This is a genomic window from Marinospirillum alkaliphilum DSM 21637, assembly GCF_900119735.1.
Lineage (GTDB): Bacteria > Pseudomonadota > Gammaproteobacteria > Pseudomonadales > Halomonadaceae > Marinospirillum > Marinospirillum alkaliphilum.
This window is the reverse complement of record NZ_FPJW01000002.1, coordinates 328,462-346,524: the sequence shown is the minus strand read 5'-3', so window position 1 is coordinate 346,524 and position 18,063 is coordinate 328,462. Positions and strand designations below refer to the sequence as shown.

At 54.3% G+C, this 18,063-nt stretch carries 14 protein-coding genes and 4 tRNA genes; 4 read left to right on the top strand and 14 right to left on the bottom strand.

What is annotated here, in order from left to right; all coding sequences use genetic code 11:
• Positions 1–10 precede the first annotated feature (10 nt).
• From BT114_RS04850 to BT114_RS04810, 9 genes are all read right to left on the bottom strand, one after another.
• Complete coding sequence (locus BT114_RS04850; protein WP_084661914.1) at positions 11–3,421, bottom strand: translocation/assembly module TamB domain-containing protein; 3,411 nt, start codon at positions 3,419–3,421, stop codon at positions 11–13.
• Positions 3,418–5,112, bottom strand: a complete 1,695-nt coding sequence (locus BT114_RS04845; RefSeq protein WP_218163453.1) for an autotransporter assembly complex protein TamA — start codon at positions 5,110–5,112, stop codon at positions 3,418–3,420. The genes BT114_RS04850 and BT114_RS04845 overlap by 4 nt, the downstream gene beginning before the upstream one ends.
• A gap of 37 nt (positions 5,113–5,149) precedes the next feature.
• On the bottom strand, positions 5,150–5,980 hold the full coding sequence (locus BT114_RS04840; protein ID WP_072325197.1) for a DUF2797 domain-containing protein: 831 nt from the start codon (positions 5,978–5,980) through the stop codon (positions 5,150–5,152).
• 5 nt (positions 5,981–5,985) lie between these two features.
• On the bottom strand, positions 5,986–6,240 hold the full coding sequence (locus BT114_RS04835) for a YeaC family protein (RefSeq protein WP_072325196.1): 255 nt from the start codon (positions 6,238–6,240) through the stop codon (positions 5,986–5,988).
• Entirely contained in the window at positions 6,237–7,079 is an 843-nt protein-coding gene (locus tag BT114_RS04830) for a rhomboid family intramembrane serine protease (RefSeq protein WP_072325312.1), read from the bottom strand. Before BT114_RS04830 ends, BT114_RS04835 begins: the two co-directional genes overlap by 4 nt.
• Before the next feature lie 130 nt (positions 7,080–7,209).
• A complete protein-coding gene (locus tag BT114_RS04825; RefSeq protein ID WP_072325195.1) occupies positions 7,210–8,211 on the bottom strand; it encodes a metallophosphoesterase in 1,002 nt (333 codons plus the stop codon).
• A 29-nt stretch (positions 8,212–8,240) separates the two neighbouring features.
• Positions 8,241–9,134, bottom strand: a complete 894-nt coding sequence (locus BT114_RS04820) for an NAD(+) kinase (protein ID WP_072325194.1) — start codon at positions 9,132–9,134, stop codon at positions 8,241–8,243.
• Complete coding sequence (locus BT114_RS04815; protein WP_072325193.1) at positions 9,131–9,631, bottom strand: outer membrane beta-barrel protein; 501 nt, start codon at positions 9,629–9,631, stop codon at positions 9,131–9,133. Before BT114_RS04815 ends, BT114_RS04820 begins: the two co-directional genes overlap by 4 nt.
• Positions 9,632–9,717: 86 nt before the next feature.
• A complete protein-coding gene (locus tag BT114_RS04810; protein ID WP_072325311.1) occupies positions 9,718–10,602 on the bottom strand; it encodes a DMT family transporter in 885 nt (294 codons plus the stop codon).
• A 123-nt stretch (positions 10,603–10,725) separates the two neighbouring features.
• Between BT114_RS04810 and BT114_RS04805 the strand changes: the two genes are divergently transcribed.
• The 4 genes from BT114_RS04805 (at position 10,726) to gshA (ending at position 15,055) form a co-directional block, all read left to right on the top strand.
• A complete protein-coding gene (locus BT114_RS04805) occupies positions 10,726–12,138 on the top strand; it encodes a dihydrolipoyl dehydrogenase (RefSeq protein ID WP_072325192.1) in 1,413 nt (470 codons plus the stop codon).
• A gap of 30 nt (positions 12,139–12,168) precedes the next feature.
• Positions 12,169–12,585, top strand: a complete 417-nt coding sequence (locus tag BT114_RS04800) for a CBS domain-containing protein (RefSeq protein WP_072325191.1) — start codon at positions 12,169–12,171, stop codon at positions 12,583–12,585.
• Positions 12,586–12,680: 95 nt separating this feature from the next.
• Entirely contained in the window at positions 12,681–13,385 is a 705-nt protein-coding gene (locus BT114_RS04795; RefSeq protein WP_072325190.1) for a SapC family protein, read from the top strand.
• A gap of 104 nt (positions 13,386–13,489) precedes the next feature.
• Positions 13,490–15,055: a glutamate--cysteine ligase gene (gene gshA / locus BT114_RS04790; RefSeq protein ID WP_072325189.1), complete on the top strand. Its 1,566-nt coding sequence runs from the start codon at positions 13,490–13,492 to the stop codon at positions 15,053–15,055.
• 22 nt (positions 15,056–15,077) lie between these two features.
• Here gshA and BT114_RS04785 read toward each other — a convergent pair whose 3' ends face one another.
• The 5 genes from BT114_RS04785 to BT114_RS04765 all read right to left on the bottom strand — a co-directional run bounded on the left by BT114_RS04785 (position 15,078) and on the right by BT114_RS04765 (position 17,746).
• Positions 15,078–17,102, bottom strand: a complete 2,025-nt coding sequence (locus BT114_RS04785) for an NADPH-dependent 2,4-dienoyl-CoA reductase (protein ID WP_072325188.1) — start codon at positions 17,100–17,102, stop codon at positions 15,078–15,080.
• A 235-nt stretch (positions 17,103–17,337) separates the two neighbouring features.
• Positions 17,338–17,413: transfer RNA gene (locus BT114_RS04780), tRNA-Val, on the bottom strand.
• 13 nt (positions 17,414–17,426) lie between these two features.
• A tRNA-Asp gene (locus BT114_RS04775) sits at positions 17,427–17,503 on the bottom strand.
• A 29-nt stretch (positions 17,504–17,532) separates the two neighbouring features.
• A tRNA-Asp gene (locus BT114_RS04770) sits at positions 17,533–17,609 on the bottom strand.
• A gap of 61 nt (positions 17,610–17,670) precedes the next feature.
• Positions 17,671–17,746 (bottom strand) — tRNA-Val (locus BT114_RS04765).
• Positions 17,747–18,063 lie beyond the last annotated feature (317 nt).

The following is an 18,063-nucleotide window of genomic DNA, read 5'->3' as shown; positions in this document are numbered from 1 at the left end:
GGTCGAGCCTTTAATAGTCGACCCGCCAGAAAATATCCAGCGAACTGGCCAGGGCACTGGCTGCTTCGATGTATACCTGGCGGGTGAGTTCATAACGCACGGCAAAACGGGTGACTTCATCGTAAAGCCCTACCCCGTAACGCACACTCAAGCGCTCATTGAGGTAACCGGAAGCCATCACACTGGCAGCCTCCCCCTCACCCTCGGTTTCCAGTTGCAGATCCCTGACGCCAAGGGTGTCACCGATGCGCTGAGTGACGCCCGTTGCACCCCGCAACCCCAGCGAAATGGCGGCAGTATTCATGGCATTGTCATCAGACTCACCGCGCAGGGGCCGACCCAGCACCAGATAAGCCAGGGCTTGCTCACTGGGCATGGCGGGCTCGGAAAAAATTTCTGTCTGGGGTTCATCTGCTCGGCCGGTGATGCGTAACCCGGCAACCACACCGGAGCTGGTGGTTCGAACGGCCTCCACATCCAGAAATGGCAGCTCAACCGGCCCGGCAAACACCAGCCGAGCTCGGCGCAGTCGTAAATCCTGCCCCCAGGACTGGTAGCTGCCATTCACCAGCAACAGTTCACCCCGGGTATCCATGTCATTCCCGATCCGCAATCGACCCTGCAGATCTGCCAGCAAACCAAAAGCATCCAGTTGCAGACGCTGACTGCCCAGCAGAACCTCAACATCCATATCCAGATCCAGTGGCGCGGCATCACGTTCATCTTGATCAATCAAGCGGGCATCATCAGAAACCCTGACTGCCTGGGGTGGCAACTGACGGATGACAATCTGTCCCGATGGAACAGCCAGGCGCCCAGACAAATGCAAGCGCTGCTGCCGATAACCCAGCTGCAAGTCGGGCTGAATGATCAAGGTCGCCCAGGGCTCAACCCTGATCTCCAGCTGTTCTGCCTGAAGCATTAACACGGCTTCCAGCTCAGGCCGCCAGACCAGCTCACCTTGAATCTGCCCTTCACCCCGACGTCCGGCCTCGAAGCGACCATCAAGCAATGCACGATGACCTTGCAGGCGCAGCTCGCCTTCCAGGTGATTGAGGCTCAGTGGCCATTGCTGATCAGAAGCAGTGACCTGCTGAAGCTGCAGACTTCCCCACAACTCCGGTTCCAGCAGATGCCCCTTGATCTCTCCTTGCCCCTGTAACTGGCCACTGAGCTCATCCAGATCCAGAAAAGGTATCAACAACTGCAGTTGTAAATCACGCAGCAGATACTGCCCCTGCAAGGCACGCTGCCCGGTGGCAGCATCCGCATGCAGCGCCAGAGCCATTTCGGCATCAAAATAACCCAGTTGATCACCGTCCAGGGTTAATCCAGCGGCAAGACGCTGCTCATCCAGAGTAAAACCCAGCACCAGACGGTGATAAGCCAGCTCCACCCACTCACTGGTTTCCAACAGTGGATCACTCACCTGAACCGCCAGCACACCCTCTTCTGCCAGCAGTTCTGCTTCCAGAAACACCACCTGGTCTGTCCAACGCCATTGCCCCTGCAGATAACCGGTCAGTTGCTCCTGCCAGCGCAGATCCTCCGGCCAGAAGTAAGCCAGTTGCTCTACAGCAAAAGGGGCCAGCTGATACATCCACAGCAGCTGCTGCTCCTGCTCCTGAATGCCGCCTGTCAGCTCCAGCTGCAAAGGCTGGCCTTGATGGCTGAGCGCGAGCTGCAGTTGATGCTGCTGCAAATGACCATCCATGATCAGCTGCAGCCGTTCCAGCCGTTGTTCATCCTGCTGTAAACCGGCAGCCCTGAACTGCAACTCCAGCTCAGGGTTAAGTGCATCATCACCCTGATACCTGAACGCAAAATCCGCCTGCTGCAAGGCAAAGTCCTGCCATTTCATGGCCTGGCTTTGCACTCCCAGCTGCAACTCACCCTGACGGATCCGCTGCAGCAATACATTCAGTGCTGGCCAGGACTCCATCAAAGGCGACCAAAGTGTCGGCAATCGTGTTGCCAGTTGGAGTTGCACATCTCCTTGCGGCAGTGATGCATCAGTTGCAGTAACCGTCTGGGGCAAGGTCTGGCTATCCAACTGCAGTTCAGCAGACCATTGATGCTGGTTCAGCGCAGCAACCAGTTGCAGTTGCTGATCTGCAGCATGGAGTTGCAGTTGCTCCACCGATAATTGATAAGTCTGCTGATCAGGTGCCCAGTCACCCTGCAATTGCAGGATAAAATCAGTTAAACCCAGCTCAGGCAGCAGCCACTGACCTTCTGCGCCAAACTCCAGCTGCCATGACTTATTTTGCGCCTGTCCAAGTCGGGCAGCCATTTGCAACTGCTGGTGTTGTCCTGCATAAAGCTGTAAATGTTCGATGCTCAGCTGCTCAAAATCCAGCCCTGCTGAAAGATCCAGTAACAGTGGCTGATGAGCCCATAACACCTGGGACTCCAGCAACAGCTGCCAACCCGACTCCAGATCACCCTGAAGCTGCAGGCGTGTTTGATCCAACTCCAGTTGTTCTGGCCAGAAATCCAGCCAGGCATGGGCATCAGCGGCCGGATAAAAACCAGGCACATCCAACAGCAAGTCCACGGGTAATTCAGCTTGCAGCAGATTAATCCAGCCAACCAGCTGCAACACACGAGCCTGTTCCGGGTCATCCAACTGCAGGTCCAGATGCAACCTGGCCAGACTGCCATCCATTGCCAGGTGCAGTGGGTAACCGCCCAGGCCACCTTGAAGCAGCAACTGCAACGGCCAGTCATTCTGAAAATCAACCTGGCCTGCCAGCTGTACCTGCTGATCCATTCCTTCCGGCAACAAGGGGCTCGTCAGACTCAAATGCTGCAGGGTCAACTGACTGGCTTGCCATTTAAGCTGCAAGTTGATGCCTTGCAGCAGTAACTGTTCATTCAGTTTAAAAGCGCCCAGTTGCAGTGCATCCACCTGCAAGGCAAGCGGCAGTTCAACTTGTGGCAATTGCAATTCAGGCATCCGGAAACCTTGCCAGTCGGTGACCGGCTCAGGCGTTGCCACAGCTTCGCCTTGATCGGCTGGCAATACCAGATGCAACTGACTGGCCTGTACACGACGCAAACACAGGCGCTGCTCCAGCAGGCAGGTCAGGCTCCAGCGCAGACTCAGTTGCTCCAGCTCAACCTGCAATCCATGGTCATCATCTTGCCAACGCAAGTGGTCTGCCTGCCAACGATTCAGCAGCTGGCCGCGGAAGCCCTGAACTTCAAGTCCCGGCACCTGATTCAACAACCACTGACCACCCGGCTGACTCAGCAACAGCCACATCACCAACAGAACCAGCAGCAACATGAACAGACTGAACAGGCCACTGATCAGCAGCACCAGCCAGCGCAATAGCCTGACCAGCCACAGTACAGGTTTCAGCAGTCGGCGCTCAAGCCAGTGACGCAGTAACATCCAGCGATGACGCATCATCATAATTCAGGCCCCATGGAAAAATGCAGGCGCCAGCCACCCAGTTGTTCATCCAGGCCGCGTGCCACATCCAGCCGCAGCGGCCCCACCGGAGACACCCAGCGAATACCGACCCCCACACCCAACAAGGGTTGCTTTAAATCCTTTGGTTCCAACACAGCATCACCAGCATCCACAAAAGTGGCCAGGCGCCAGCGATCAGTCAGGGCATACTGGTATTCCAGCCCGACTGCCAGGAGGTAACGCCCCCCCAGCAACTGGCCGGATTCATCACGTGGCGCCAGTTCCTGATAACCATACCCCCTTACACTCTGGTCACCCCCGGCAAAAAAACGCAGTGACGCAGGTACCTGCTCAAAAGCATCGGTCGCCATTGCTCCGCCCTGAACCCTGGCCAGGAATCGATGGTGATCCTTCAAGGTCATCAAACCACGAGAAAAAAAGGTTAACTGCAGGATATCAACATCAGCCAGCAGATCCCGGCGACTACCGGTTAAATCCACTTGTACCCGATAACCGCGCGACGGATCCACCCGATGATTGCTGCGCAAGCGCCCCAGACCAATACCGGGCAGCGTCAGCCAGGTGGCATCTTCATCAGCACCCACCCGGAACTCTTCATATTCACCGCGTAATGACAAAACCCGGTCCCAGCCATTATCCAGTCGATGATGCCATTGAATACCGGCACTGAAACGCTGACTTTCCTGTTCATCATAACGCTCCTTGCGAACAGCACTGGTCAGGCGCAGGTAATCGGTCATGGGGGGTGTCAGTGGTAATTGATACCAGCCGCCCACTGACTGACGTGGCTGAGACACTTCAGCATCCACACCACGACTGTGCCCCTGATCATTCAGCCAGTGCTGAGTCCAGGCCGTGGTGACACGTGGTCCGATATCGGTGGAAAAGCCCACACCAACACTCAGGGTGCGTGGTGGACGCATGCGCAGCAGCACATCAACAGGTACCTGCAAGTCTTCCGCAAACTCATGGCGGGCATCAACCAGCACTTCATGAAAGTAGCCACTGCCACGCAGGTCGCGACTGAGATCCGTAATCAGGTCTGTGGAGTAGGGGGTGCCCGACGCAAAGGTGACAAAGCGTTGCAGAAAGGCTTCATCCAATACCCCCTCATGATCAAAAGTCACCGCCCCGAGGCGGTAACGTGGTCCTGAATCAAAATGCAGATGAATGTCAGCCCAGCCCTGCTGTGGGTTGATGTCCAGCTGCTGCACCTGGTAGCGGGCAGAAAAATAGCCGTAGCGCAGGCCCTGGTTACGGAAATGGCGTTTGGCAGCCTCATAGGCTGCATGATTCAACGGCTGGCCAGGTTTTAAATCTGTCTGACCCGGCAGGGTGAAGTCACGCTGATATTGCGCTTCACCCGACAGCTCCACAAGAACATGGCGTAAGCGCACGGGTTCACCGGGTGTCACATTCAGGTGCAGACGGGCAGGTTCACCCTCCTCAATATCAATGCGAATCTGATATTGATAATAACCCAGCGCCTGCAAAGCCTGACTGACCTGGTTGCGGGCATGCCTGGCATAACGCCTCATTTCCCGGGTGGTGCGTGGCTCCTGCTCACCCAGGTAGGCTTCAATATTAGCGCGCACCTCTGGCAGTTCGGGTTCCAGCATCAGACGTACACTCGCTTGTACTGGCTGGATCAGCAGACAAGACAGCAGCACGAACAGCCACCATTGCAGCGGCCTGAAGAAGAGGATGTTAATGACAGGAAAACTCCACTTCATAACCGGTATGTTTACGCAGATTGATCACTCCGGTATCCAGCAGCAGGTACTGCCCCTTGATGCCCATCAACTGCCCTTCGATACAGGGTGTCTTTTCCGGATTTAATGAACGCACCTTGTCGGGATAAGCCAGTACCGGATACTCAAAATACAGCGGCTGTTCGACCAGCAACTGATAATCCAGGTCTGGCATCGCCTGTAATACTGGCTCAAAACGAGCCACAACTGCCTGAGCCTCCTGCACCAGATCCAGGGGCTGCACCTGGTTTTTCAGCATTGCCTGCCAGGCCGTGCGATCTTTCAGTTCGGTGGCCAACAGGCTTTCAATGCGACCTGAAGCCAGACGATCCTGTACCCGGAAAAGTGGCAAAGCAGCCACTGCCCCCTGATCCATCCAGCGGGTGGCCAGGCCCGTTTCACGGGTAATGCCCACTTTCAGACCAGTGGTGTTGGCCAGATAAACCAGATGCGAACGAAAACAGTGCTGTTGCCCCCAGCCAGGATCACGGCAGGTGCCCTGCTGATAATGGCAGGTTTCGGGGCGCACCAGACAGGTATCACACTCAGCCAGACGAGTGAAACAGGGATAACAATAACCCTGACTGAAACTCTTGCGAGTGCTGCGGCCACAATGGATACAATTGATGCGGCCGGTAAAGTGCAAACGGATGTGCTGGCCTAACAAAGGATTCAGCGGCAGCTCCGTGAGCGCCTGGGTTGCTGCGGCAGAAGCCAGGCGCAACTGGTAAACCACCGGTTGTTCATGACTGGTGCCCAGTTTACGAAGATGACCGTGCAAATGCATGTTGTTCAGTGCTGATCAAGGATGCGAACCGGTTCAGCTTCACCCGCTGCCGTTTTTTTCTTTTTGGGTGCGATGTAACCGACCCGTTCGGTTTCCGGGATATTATTCTGCACTTCGTAGCGCAGCACTGCCTCCATGCTGATTTCACGCTGTTCAGCGGTCAATGACTGGCCGTTAGGCCACTTGCCCAGCTCCACCCCACGCTTTAGTGCGGCATAAATGTCCGGTGTCATCTTTTCAATCATTGCAGCAAAAGTCATCGTTTGTTCCTCTTTGAAAAGCGGGGCAGCAGGGCAAACGCAAGACCTGCCAACAAACCACCCAGGTGCGCCTCATTAGCCATATTCAGGCCCATGGAGCGGGAAATATCCGTCATACCCAGCAGCATCCAGCCCAGCATGAAAATCACCAGTGCATTGGGCAGTTCCATGGCCTGCTGTGGATGACGCTGATTCCACAGCCAGATATAACCCAGATAAGCATACACAACACCGGACAAACCACCGAACTGGCTGGAACCGTTGAACAGAAACTGGGCTGAGTTGGACACCAGGGCAGCAAACACCACCAGCAAGACCAACCTCAGGCTACCCTGCTGCGTTTCAATGCGTTCACCAAACACCCAGGTCCACAACAGGTTGAACACCAGGTGCATCCAGCCAAAATGAATGAAGATGGGTGTGATCAGACGCCACCACTGTCCGGATGCCAGGGTTTCCGAGATCGGCAGACTGATCACCTGACCGGCCTGAATTTCCATGGGCGTGAAGGATACCCAGAGAAACACCTGTGCGCCCCACAACCACTCAAAGGCCAGGGTGATGGCTACTGCCAGCAGCATCAGCACCAGAGTGACCGGTACCTGTTGCATGCGCAACACTAAAGCCTGGCGGTCTCTGATTACCGGTGCATCCATCTGGCCACTTTGCCATTGCAGCATGGCTTGCTCAAAACGTGGCAGATGCTCAGGGTTCAGCAGCCAGAACACCTGTTGCCCTTGCTCATCCGGCAGGATACGGTGTGCCACACCCGCTCGCCACAAGTGGCGGGACAGCGGCATGGGATCCTGATCGGCCCCCATCACCAAAAGTTTGATCATGTCTGTTTCCACACCCATTACCGTCGTTCGCCTGAAAAAAATGGCGACCCGAAGGTCGCCAGAACAGGATCATCATGAGGAAACTACCTTTGCTTTGAGGCAGTCCAGCCCAAGGAGTTCCCTGCTGCTGTCAGATTTTCTGAATTTTTTCGGCAGTCATTTCAGCACGCAGCTCATCCAGTGGTGGATATTCATCACGCTGCACTTCGACCCACACAAAACGCCCTGCATCAAGGCGGCTTTCACCATCAAAACGGTAAGCCACCAAACGCCCGTATTTGACTGCACTGTAATCCAGGCAAGCCAGATTAGGTCGAATCACCGAAGGGAAACCCTGGCACCAATAATGGCCGAAAAAAAGCGGCTTTTCATTGACACCATAATAACAGAGGTTGCCTGCATCTGCCGCAGACAGGGTACGGCTCTCCAGATCTGGCGCCAGTCGATCTGGTTGAAACAACACATCAGCCCAGGTACGCGGCTGATCAACCCAGAAAGAGGTACGAAAGCGATCCCGTACAAAACCATCACCACTTTTCTGGGTGCGGCCATCCGGCAGATGCAACCAGGTACCTCGTGTACAACGATCCACCACCCGAAACTCAAAACTGCCCGGGCGAGCCGAAGCCTGCAGAAAGTCAGCATCCATACGTGCATCAGGATAACGCTGCAAAAATGCCTGCATCAAGGGTAGATCCCAGCAAGCATGCACTACCCGCAGTGATTCCAGATCCAGCGCCAAGGGCAAGGTCATGAACCAGTCCAGAAAATTGCGCCACTCCCGGGGATAAGCCGCAAACTGGTCCAGGGTTTCCTGAATCACCCGCTGATGACGGGCATTATGTTCACGCAGTGGCTGCCCCTGCTCATTCAGGGTGCAATAGGCCAGTGCATTGTATTCATGATTACCCAACACCAGCAGTGCCGTTCCCGCCTCCACCATTGCATACACATCATGCAAGGCCTGGCGAATACGTGGCCCACGATCCACAATATCACCAACAAACACTGCCATGCGGCCTTCCGGGTGCCGCCAGACATCACCTTGACGACGATAACCCAGCAATTCCAGCAGGCGTCTGAGGGTATTGCCACAACCGTGCACATCCCCTATCAGGTCATAACCAGGCATAAGTCATCCCGTATCGGCCTGACCAGAGGTCAGTAGTTGCTAGGCTGGGAATTCCAGCCCAGCTTGGTGCGACAGATTTCGTAATAATCATGCCCCAGCGGATGGATCAGTTTGAGTTTGTGGGGTTTTTTACGGATGTACAGTACATCTCCCGGCTTGGTCACCAGGTGTGTCTGTCCATCACAGGACACATGGGGGTAGGTTTCGTTATTACCGCTGATCAGGATTTTGATCTCACTGTTGCCATCCACCACGATCGGACGACTGGAGAGGGTATGCGGGAACATCGGCACCAACACCAGGGCATCCAGCTTGGGATGCATGATCGGGCCACCGCCAGACAGGGCATAGGCTGTTGATCCGGTCGGTGTCGAAACAATCAAACCATCCGAACGCTGGTTATAAACAAACTGACCTTCAATATAGAGGTCGAATTCAATCATGCGCGCTGACTTGCCGGGGTGCAAAACCACATCATTCAGGCCATCCGCTGCGCCGATCGGTTCTCCCTCCCGGTAAACCTCGGCATCCAAAAGGAAACGGCGCTCAGCGGTGTACTTGCCTTCCAGAACCTCGCCAACCTTCTCTTCCAGTTGATCCGGGGTGATATCAGTCAGGAATCCCAGACGCCCACGGTTCACACCCAAAACGGGCACACCGGTGCGTGCCATGGCTCTGGCAGCACCCAACAGGGAACCATCACCACCAACAACAATCACCAGATCACAGATTTCAGCCAGCATCTTGCGATTGGCTTCCTGAAAACCATGACCCAGCAGCACGGTAGCAGTCCGGTCTTCCACAATAATCTGGTAGTTACGCTCATCCAGAAAACGCATCAAGCGTTTAAGCGTGTCCACTACCCGAGTACTGCCCAAACGCCCGATCAGTCCAATATTGCGAAAACCGGTGTTCTTTTTCATGGCAGACGATAGCCTATCCCCAGTGTGAAGCCTTCCAGCTCCAGGGTGGCTGTTTCCAGGTAAACCATGTATTCGAGATCAACAAAAAAACGATCGGTGATATTGAATTCAGCGCCTAAACCATAACTCATCTCAAAGTCACTACTGCTTTCACCGGCGGTCGACAGACTGGCAGAGGTGCCACCCAACTTCACATAGGGGCTGAAACTGTCCAGCGGCAGAATGAATTTGGCATAAAGGCCAAACAGACGATCCAGCGAAGTTTCCGTGTCTGGATCCTCACCGCCAATGGCAAAGTGCATTTCCGCACCGACAAATGCATTCAGCTGTTGGCCAAAACGGATTTTCAGGCCTTGTGCACTGGAATCCTCCGAACTCCAGTGGTGCAAACCACCACTGACATAAGAATGGATAGCATCATAATCATCGTAGGCATACAGCGAAGCCAGCGGTACAACCAACCAGCCCAGCAGCACCGCGGGTAACCAGCGCAGCATCTTGACTCTCCTTGCATCACTTATCGGTCAATTCCGAAAAAGCTGATTAAACACTTAAACCACCGGGATTACCAGTGGCGCCTGCCTCATGCCTGCTGCACTTCTACCCTTGGTCGTACCAGTTTTTCATTAATCCACAGTGCCAACAAAATGATCAAACCACCCAACAATAAACGGGTAAGGTCCACCTCACGATTCCAGATCAGCAGATTCACCAACAGGCCAGCAGGCACCAATGCATTGTTCATGATTGCCAACGCACCAGCGTCCACCAGTGTAGCACCCTTGTTCCAGAGGAAATAACCAGCACCGGAAGCCACCAATCCCAGCCACAACAAGACCACCCACTGGGTCGTGGTAACTGGCAGTTTTTCCCAGTTCCCCCAGATCAACATGCCCAGCACAGCCACCAACAAGGCGCCAAGATAGAAGTAACCAAACACCTCACGATGCTCCAGCACCTCACGCCCTGATTGTTTTTCAGTCAGCATCACCTGGCGATAAGCCACCTGCCCGAAGGCAAAACACAGGTTGGCACCCTGCACCAGCAGAAAACCGACCAGAAAACCGGTGGAAATTTCGTTGTAACGTATCACCCCGGCACCAATCACTGCCAGAGATGCGGTGGCCAGATACCAGAAGGTAAAGCGCCGGTTCAGCAAGTCATTCAGCAGCGTGATGTAAACCGGTGTAAAAATGGTGAACAACACCACTTCCGGCACACTCAGAAAACTGAAAGACTGATAAAGGAAGAGGTACATCACCCCCAGCTGAATACCACCAATAAACATCAGCTGCAGCGCCAGCTGCATGGGTATGCGGGCAAAGCGGATCAGTGGCAAAAACACCAGGCTGGCCAGCAGGGTGCGGGTTAACACCGCAAAATAAGCATCCACTGTGCCGGACAAATACACACCAATCAGACTGAATGAAAAGGCCCACAACAGGGTCACACCCCAGAGATACGCCACCTTGTAAACCTCCATCAAATTTTAAGTTAACGAATTATAAGACAAGCTGAATCCAAAACCCATCCACTCTGGTCACCCATGATATATTAGAAGTTACTTTTATAATTGATCAGTGGAGTTTTTATGCAATACCAAACCGACCTGGCCATTATCGGTGCAGGCACTGCAGGCATGAGTGCATACAAGGCTGCACGCAAGGCCGGACTTCAGCCACTACTGATTGAAAACGGCCCCCTGGGAACCACCTGTGCTCGTGTCGGCTGCATGCCGAGCAAGCTACTGATTGCCGCAGCCGATGCCGCGCATCAATTGCAACAAGCACCTGAACTGGGTATCCACCCTGGCACCATCCAGGTGGATGGTACTGCTGTCATGCAACGCCTGCGCAAAGAGCGAGACCGCTTTGTGCAGGGTGTAGTTCGTGAAGTTGAAGGTTGGCCAGACAACAGCCTGTTGCAAGGAAGCGTGCAATTTGTCAGCCCGAACCGATTGAAAACCGACAGAGGAGACCAGATTGAAGCACGCACCATCCTGCTTGCCACTGGTACCCGTCCAAACATTCCATCACAGCTCCTGAATGCCGGGGACCGGCTACTGACCAATGAACAGGTCTTTGAGCTGCCAACCCTGCCCCGCAGTCTGGCGGTATTCGGTGCCGGTGTGATCGGTCTGGAGCTTGGACAGGCGATGCAACGCCTGGGTGTAGAGGTCAGCCTGTTTGCTCGCACCCGTCAACTGGGACCCTTACAAGACCCTGCCCTGCAAGCATCAGCACTGGCCACCTTTGAAGAGACGCTGGATTTACAGTTAGGCAGCGAGGTGAAAACCATCAGCAGAACACCTGCCGGCGTAACCATCAGCTACCTCAATGCCAACGGGCAACCACAAACAAAAACGTTTGACTACCTGCTGGCCGCCACCGGGCGTCAATCAAACCTTGACCGGGTACAACTGGAAGCAGCAAACCTGCTGCTTGATCGTCGTGGCCTGCCCGTTTCCAATCCACTGACCGCCCAGTGCACCAACCTTGACGGCAGCCCTTCTCATATTTTCATTGCCGGTGATGCTGCCGGATATCGTCCTTTATTACACGAAGCCAATGATGAAGGGCACCTGGCAGGAAGGAATGCCGCACTCTGGCCAAAGGTTGAATCCAGGCCACGCCGGACGCCATTGACCCTGGTATTCACTGATCCCCAGATGGCCATTGCTGGCAACAGCTACAACCAGCTACTGAATCAACCTGGCAAACAACAAATTGTCATCGGGGAAGCCGATTTCAGCAATCAGGGGCGCGCTCGTGTAATGCAAGTTAACAAAGGGCGCCTGAGCGTCTATGCTGATAATAACAGCGGCATTTTGCTGGGCGCGGAGATGCTGGGTCCTGCAGCAGAGCATCTGGGCCACCTGCTGGCCTGGAGTATTCAGCAGCAACTGACCCTTGAACAGCTGCTGCAACAACCCTTCTACCACCCAACACTGGAGGAAGGATTACGCACAGCCCTGCGCTCAGCGGCCGCAAGAATCAGACAATGATTCCACTATAAAGAAAGAAGGAGAAACACCATGACCCAGCATATTCGAGTCCGCCAAGCCATGTCTCATGACAGTTTCCGGCTATTGGCCAGCAGCAGTGTTGAAGAGGCAGTCACTGGCCTGTTGCAACACAAACTACCGGGTGCACCCGTAGTTGATGAACGCGGCACACTGGTGGGCTTTGTCTCCGAGCATGACCTGCTGCGTCAGCTGCTGGACTCCAGTTATCACAGCAGCAGCAAATCCACCGTACACGAAGTGATGCGCACCGATGTACTAAGCGTTGACCCGGATGACAGCATCATTGAGCTGGCTCAGACCATGTCTCAGCCTGACAAACCCAAGGTTTATCCGGTGGTGGAAAACGGCAAACTGGTCGGCAGCATCACCCGCGGACTGCTACTCAAAGCCTTGATCAGTAATCGCAGTGAAGCGGCCAGAGTCTGATACCCCTTCAAATATTCCGCGGCTGCCTTCACAGAACAGCCGCGGATGGATAACATGGCCCTTCCGATACCGAATACCAACCAGGGAAGGAAACCATGAGCCTTCTGTTTTACAAAAGCATTCAGCCACTGAATAGCGAAAAACATCGCCAGTTATACCAAGAGCTACTAACCAACGACTTTGGTTTTGCACGCAGCACCCCCGCCGTTCCGCTGGCAGCCACCGAATTTTTTGCTGCCTGTCGCCATTACCCCATCCTCTTTTCTGGTGATGATGCCGGGCTGCTGGCCGTAGCCATCATGGGGTACAGCGAAAAGCAAAACCTGTTTGTGAATGATCAGAACCAATGGCAAGGCAACACTTACATCCCTGCCTTTGTGCGCCGTTATCCCTTTATTCTGGCACAGGATGACGACGCCTCACGCCAGACACTGTGTTTTGATGACAGCTGGAAAGGTTTTAATCAGGAGCAACGAGGAGAGCCGCTGTTTACCGAACAGGGTGAACAAACCGAACAACTGAAAAAGGTGCTGGCTTTTGTTGAAGCCCTGCATCAAGACATGCAGCGCACCCAGCCTTTTATCAATCGGCTTTTAGAGCTAAAACTGCTGGTTCGAAGGGACCTGCAGGTACGGGTGCCGGGTAACAACATCCTGCTAAAGGATTTTCGTGTTATTGATGAAGCTGCTTTTATGCAACTGGATGATGCCACAGTGCTGGAGTTTCATCACAAAGGCTGGCTACCCTGGGTTTATGCCCACTTACTGTCACTCTCCAACCTGGGGCAGTTACCTGGCTAACTGATAGAGCCGGTTTCACTGACTTGTTGGAGGCAGTGAAACTGGCTAAGATGCGCCATGTTTCATCCTAGTATTGCGCTCAACCATTCAAAGGCAACCGCCCAGTGACCCAAGACTTTTCTCAACGCCTGAGCGGCCTTCAAACCGCAGCAGAACAAGGCCTGTTCAACAGCATCCGTCGCGGCCTTGAAAAGGAAACTCTACGGACCACACCTCAGGGCGATATCAGCCAGACAGCGCATCCCAAAGCTCTGGGCTCAACACTGACCCACCCACACATCACCACAGACTATTCTGAAGCCCTGCTGGAATTTATTACCCCTGTCTGCTCCAGCTGTGAAAACACGCTGGACTTTCTGTTGGACCTGCATCGCTTCAGCCTGCAACGACTGGAACAGCAGGAACTGCTCTGGCCTGCCAGCATGCCCTGCCGCCTGAACGGCAATAACAGTGTCAGAATTGCAGAATATGGCAACTCCAATGTCGGGCGCATGAAACACGTTTACCGGCGCGGACTGGACTGGCGTTATGGCCGCATCATGCAGAGCATTGCCGGGTTGCACTACAATGTTTCCTTTCCTGATGCACTCTGGCCACTTCTGGCCGAACTGGATGGACTGCCAGCCACCGCAGCAGATGATGCCTGGCGTTCAGAGCGATATTTTGGCCTGATTCGCAACTTCCGCCGCCACTCCTGGCTGCTGATTTACCTGTTTGGTGCCAGTCCGGCACTGGATGAAAGTTTCCTCAATGGACGCACTGAACACCCGTTGCAACCACTGGCCCCTAACACCTGGGGAGCAGAACAGGCCACCAGCCTGCGCATGTCCGATCTGGGTTATCAGAACAAGGTGCAAGCCAGTTTAAAGGTCTGCTTCAACTCGCTGGATAACTACATAAAAACACTGCATCAGGCGATACACACCCGCCATCCTGATTATGAAAAAATCGGTGTCAAGGTGGATGGTGAATACCGCCAGCTGAATGCCAATATCCTGCAGATCGAAAACGAATATTACAGCGACATACGTCCCAAGCGGGTTGCGCGCAGCGGCCAGAAACCCAGTCAGGCACTGCAGGAAAAAGGAGTGGAGTACATCGAGGTGCGCTGCCTGGACATCAACCCCTTTTTACCCGGTGGAATCGACGTTGCACAAATGCACTTTTTAGATGCCTTTCTGCTCTTCTGTCTGTTACAGGACAGCCCGCCTCTAAGCGATGCTGATTGTCGTGCCATTGATAGTAATCTGCAGTCAGTGGTTAACCATGGGCGCAACACTGGAACCCTGATCAACAACCAACGCCTGCAACAGGCTGCCAGCGAATTGCTGCAACAACTTCACCCTGTTTGCCAGCTGCTGGATCTGGGTACACCGGAAGCCACCCCTTTCTGTGATGCACTGAACCAGCAGCAAACCCGAGTTGATGACCCGGCATTAACCCCCTCAGCCCGCATGCTGCAGCTGGTCAGAGAGTGTGGCGGCCATATTCCCGCTGTACTGGAACTGGCACGTGCCCAGCGTGAACAACTGCTGGCCAACCCGATCAACCCGGCCCGCCAGGCCCAGTTGGAAGCACTCAGCCGAACCTCACTGGAGCAGCAGCAAGCTATCGAGGCTGCAGATCAGGTGGATTTTGACACCTACCTGCAGCAATACTTTGCCACCTGATCACGCTGTTCCAAGGAGCCTCTCAGAGCGACAAGGCCAGACGATACCCTTGCTCAATGGCGCGCCGGGCATCCAGCTCGGCCGCAAGTTCAGCACCACCAATCAGGTGCGCCTTCTTCCCTTGCGCCTGCAGACTGCCATACAGGTCATTCACTGATTCCTGCCCCGTACAAAGCACCACGTGATCCACCGCCAGGCACTGCTCCTCACCGCCCACCCGTAGATGCAGACCAGCATCATCCACCTTCAGGTATTCACAACCTGACAACATCTTCACCTGATACGCCTGCAAAGAAGCACGATGTATCCAGCCAGTGGTTTTACCCAGCCCCTTGCCTGGTTTGCTGGATTTACGTTGCAGCAGATAAACCTCGCGTGCAGCCTGAGGTGCTTCAGGTGGCACCAGACCACCAGGCTCACTGACACTCAGGTCGACTCCCCACTCCTGCATGAAGTGCTCAGAGTCAAGACTGGCTGAATGCCCCGGCTGCTGCACCAGCAACTCAGCAACATCAAAACCGATACCACCGGCCCCCAACAAAGCCACCTTCTTCCCAATGGAGTGAGGATTACGGATGGCTTCCACATAGGTTTTCACCTTCGGATGATCCACACCGGAAAAATCAGGAATCCTTGGAGTCACTCCGGTCGCCACGACCACCTCATCAAAACCCTGCAAGTCCACTGCTTGCACCGGCGTGTTCAACTTCAAATCAACACCCGTCAACGCCAGGCGACGACGGAAATAACGCAGGGTTTCATTAAATTCTTCTTTACCCGGAATCTGGCGCGCCAGATTAAACTGACCACCAATTTCATCACTCGCCTCAAACAGGGTTACCTGATGTCCGCGAGCGGCTGCCTCTGTGGCACAGGACAAACCCGCCATGCCAGCACCCACCACTGCCAGCTTTCTGGGCTGTGTCACAGGACTGGCTTCAAACAGGGTCTCATGACAAGCCCTGGGGTTCACCAGACAGGACGTCAACTTGCCAACAAAAATCTGGTCCAGACAAGCCTGATTACAGGCAATACAGGTATTGATCTCATCACTGCGCCCTGCTGCTGCCTTGCTGACCCACTCAGCATCGGCAAGAAACGGGCGAGCCATCGAGACCATATCGGCATGACCGGCAGCCAGCACCGTTTCAGCCACTTCAGGCATATTAATGCGATTGGTGGTGATCAACGGAATCGTAACCTCACCCTTCATGCGTCGGGTCACTTCCGTGAAAGCTGCGCGCGGTACGCTGGTGGCAATGGTCGGAACGCGGGCCTCATGCCAGCCAATGCCGGTATTAATCAGTGTGGCTCCTGCAGCTTCAATGGCTTTGGCCAGCTGCACAATTTCCTGCCAGGTGCTGCCATCCTCCACCAGATCCAGCATCGACAGGCGGAAAATAATGATGAACTCACGACCCACGGCTTCACGCACGCGCTGCACACACTCCACAGCAAAACGGATGCGGTTTTCGTAACTGCCGCCCCAGTCATCCTGGCGCTGGTTGGTTCGCCGCGAGATAAACTGATTGATCAGATAACCTTCACTGCCCATGATTTCCACACCGTCATAGCCGGCTTCCTTGGCCAGCACCGCGCAACGGGTGTAATCCAGCAGCTGCTGTTCGATGTCTTCAACGGTCAGTTCCCTCGGGGTGAAGGGATTAATGGGTGCCTGCAAGGCTGAGGGGGCAACCAGCTTGCCGGAATAGGCATAACGCCCGGTATGGAGAATCTGCATGCAAATGCGCCCACCGGCACGATGCACCGCATCAGTGACCACTCGATGCTCTGCTGCCTCCTCATTACTTGTCAGTTTTGCAGAGCCCTGAAACACCACACCTGATTCATTGGGCGCTATGCCACCCGTAACAATCAAAGCCACGCCCGCTGCAGCACGTTCAGCATAAAATGCCGCCAGGCGTTCAAAACCACCAGGACTCTCTTCCAGATTGGTATGCATGGAACCCATCAGCACCCGGTTCTTGAGGGTTACAAAACCCAGGTCCAGGGGCTCAAACAAATGAGGGTAATTGGAATGACTCACGGCAGACTCCTGATCTTGTATTCTTGTTGGCCACAAGCGTCAGTCTTGTGAATCCAACAAAAGCTGTCAAGCGTTCGTTTGAAACACTCAAGATAAATAATGACGGGCCGGTCAAATAACATCCAGCAGACACCTGGAAAGTTCAGCAAAAACCACAACAAGCAGGCGGATAGCAACAAAAGAGGAAAAAGCGGGGGAAAAAACAAAAAAACCGCAACACTGTGCGGCTTTTAAATGGTGGGTGGTACAGGGTTCGAACCTGTGACCCCCAGCTTGTAAGGCTGGTGCTCTCCCAACTGAGCTAACCACCCAGGTGTTCTGAAGTGGCGGACCGGACGGGGCTCGAACCCGCGACCTCCGGCGTGACAGGCCGGCATTCTAACCAGCTGAACTACCGGTCCGCATTGATGCTTCAGAAATTGCTTCTGTCTGGCGGACCGGACGGGGCTCGAACCCGCGACCTCCGGCGTGACAGGCCGGCATTCTAACCAGCTGAACTACCGGTCCGCATTACGCAGCAAAACATGAGACAAGGCTCATTTTCAGACTGTGTCACCTAACCTGAAAATGGTGGGTGGTACAGGGTTCGAACCTGTGACCCCCAGCTTGTAAGGCTGGTGCTCTCCCAACTGAGCTAACCACCCGCCTCATGTGGCTGCGCATTCTACATCCTTTTTATCGAGTGTCAAATATTTTTTTACATGCTTTCAAGCGCTTCGGTAACACTCGCCACCACCATAACATCAAAAGGCATAACCGGAATTGAGCAACAAGCATCCCGAGCACATCGCCGAGCAAATTTTGAACACAAGTACCCGAATCATTCAGTGAACTTTATTCGCTCAGATGAGTATAAGAAGGCAGGAATTAAAAAAACTCCTCTTTTTAATTGAAAAAAATGTTCGTCAAGCCGCTTGTCGACTTTCGTCTATGTGGTTTTTTGACGCGCAAACGTAACACC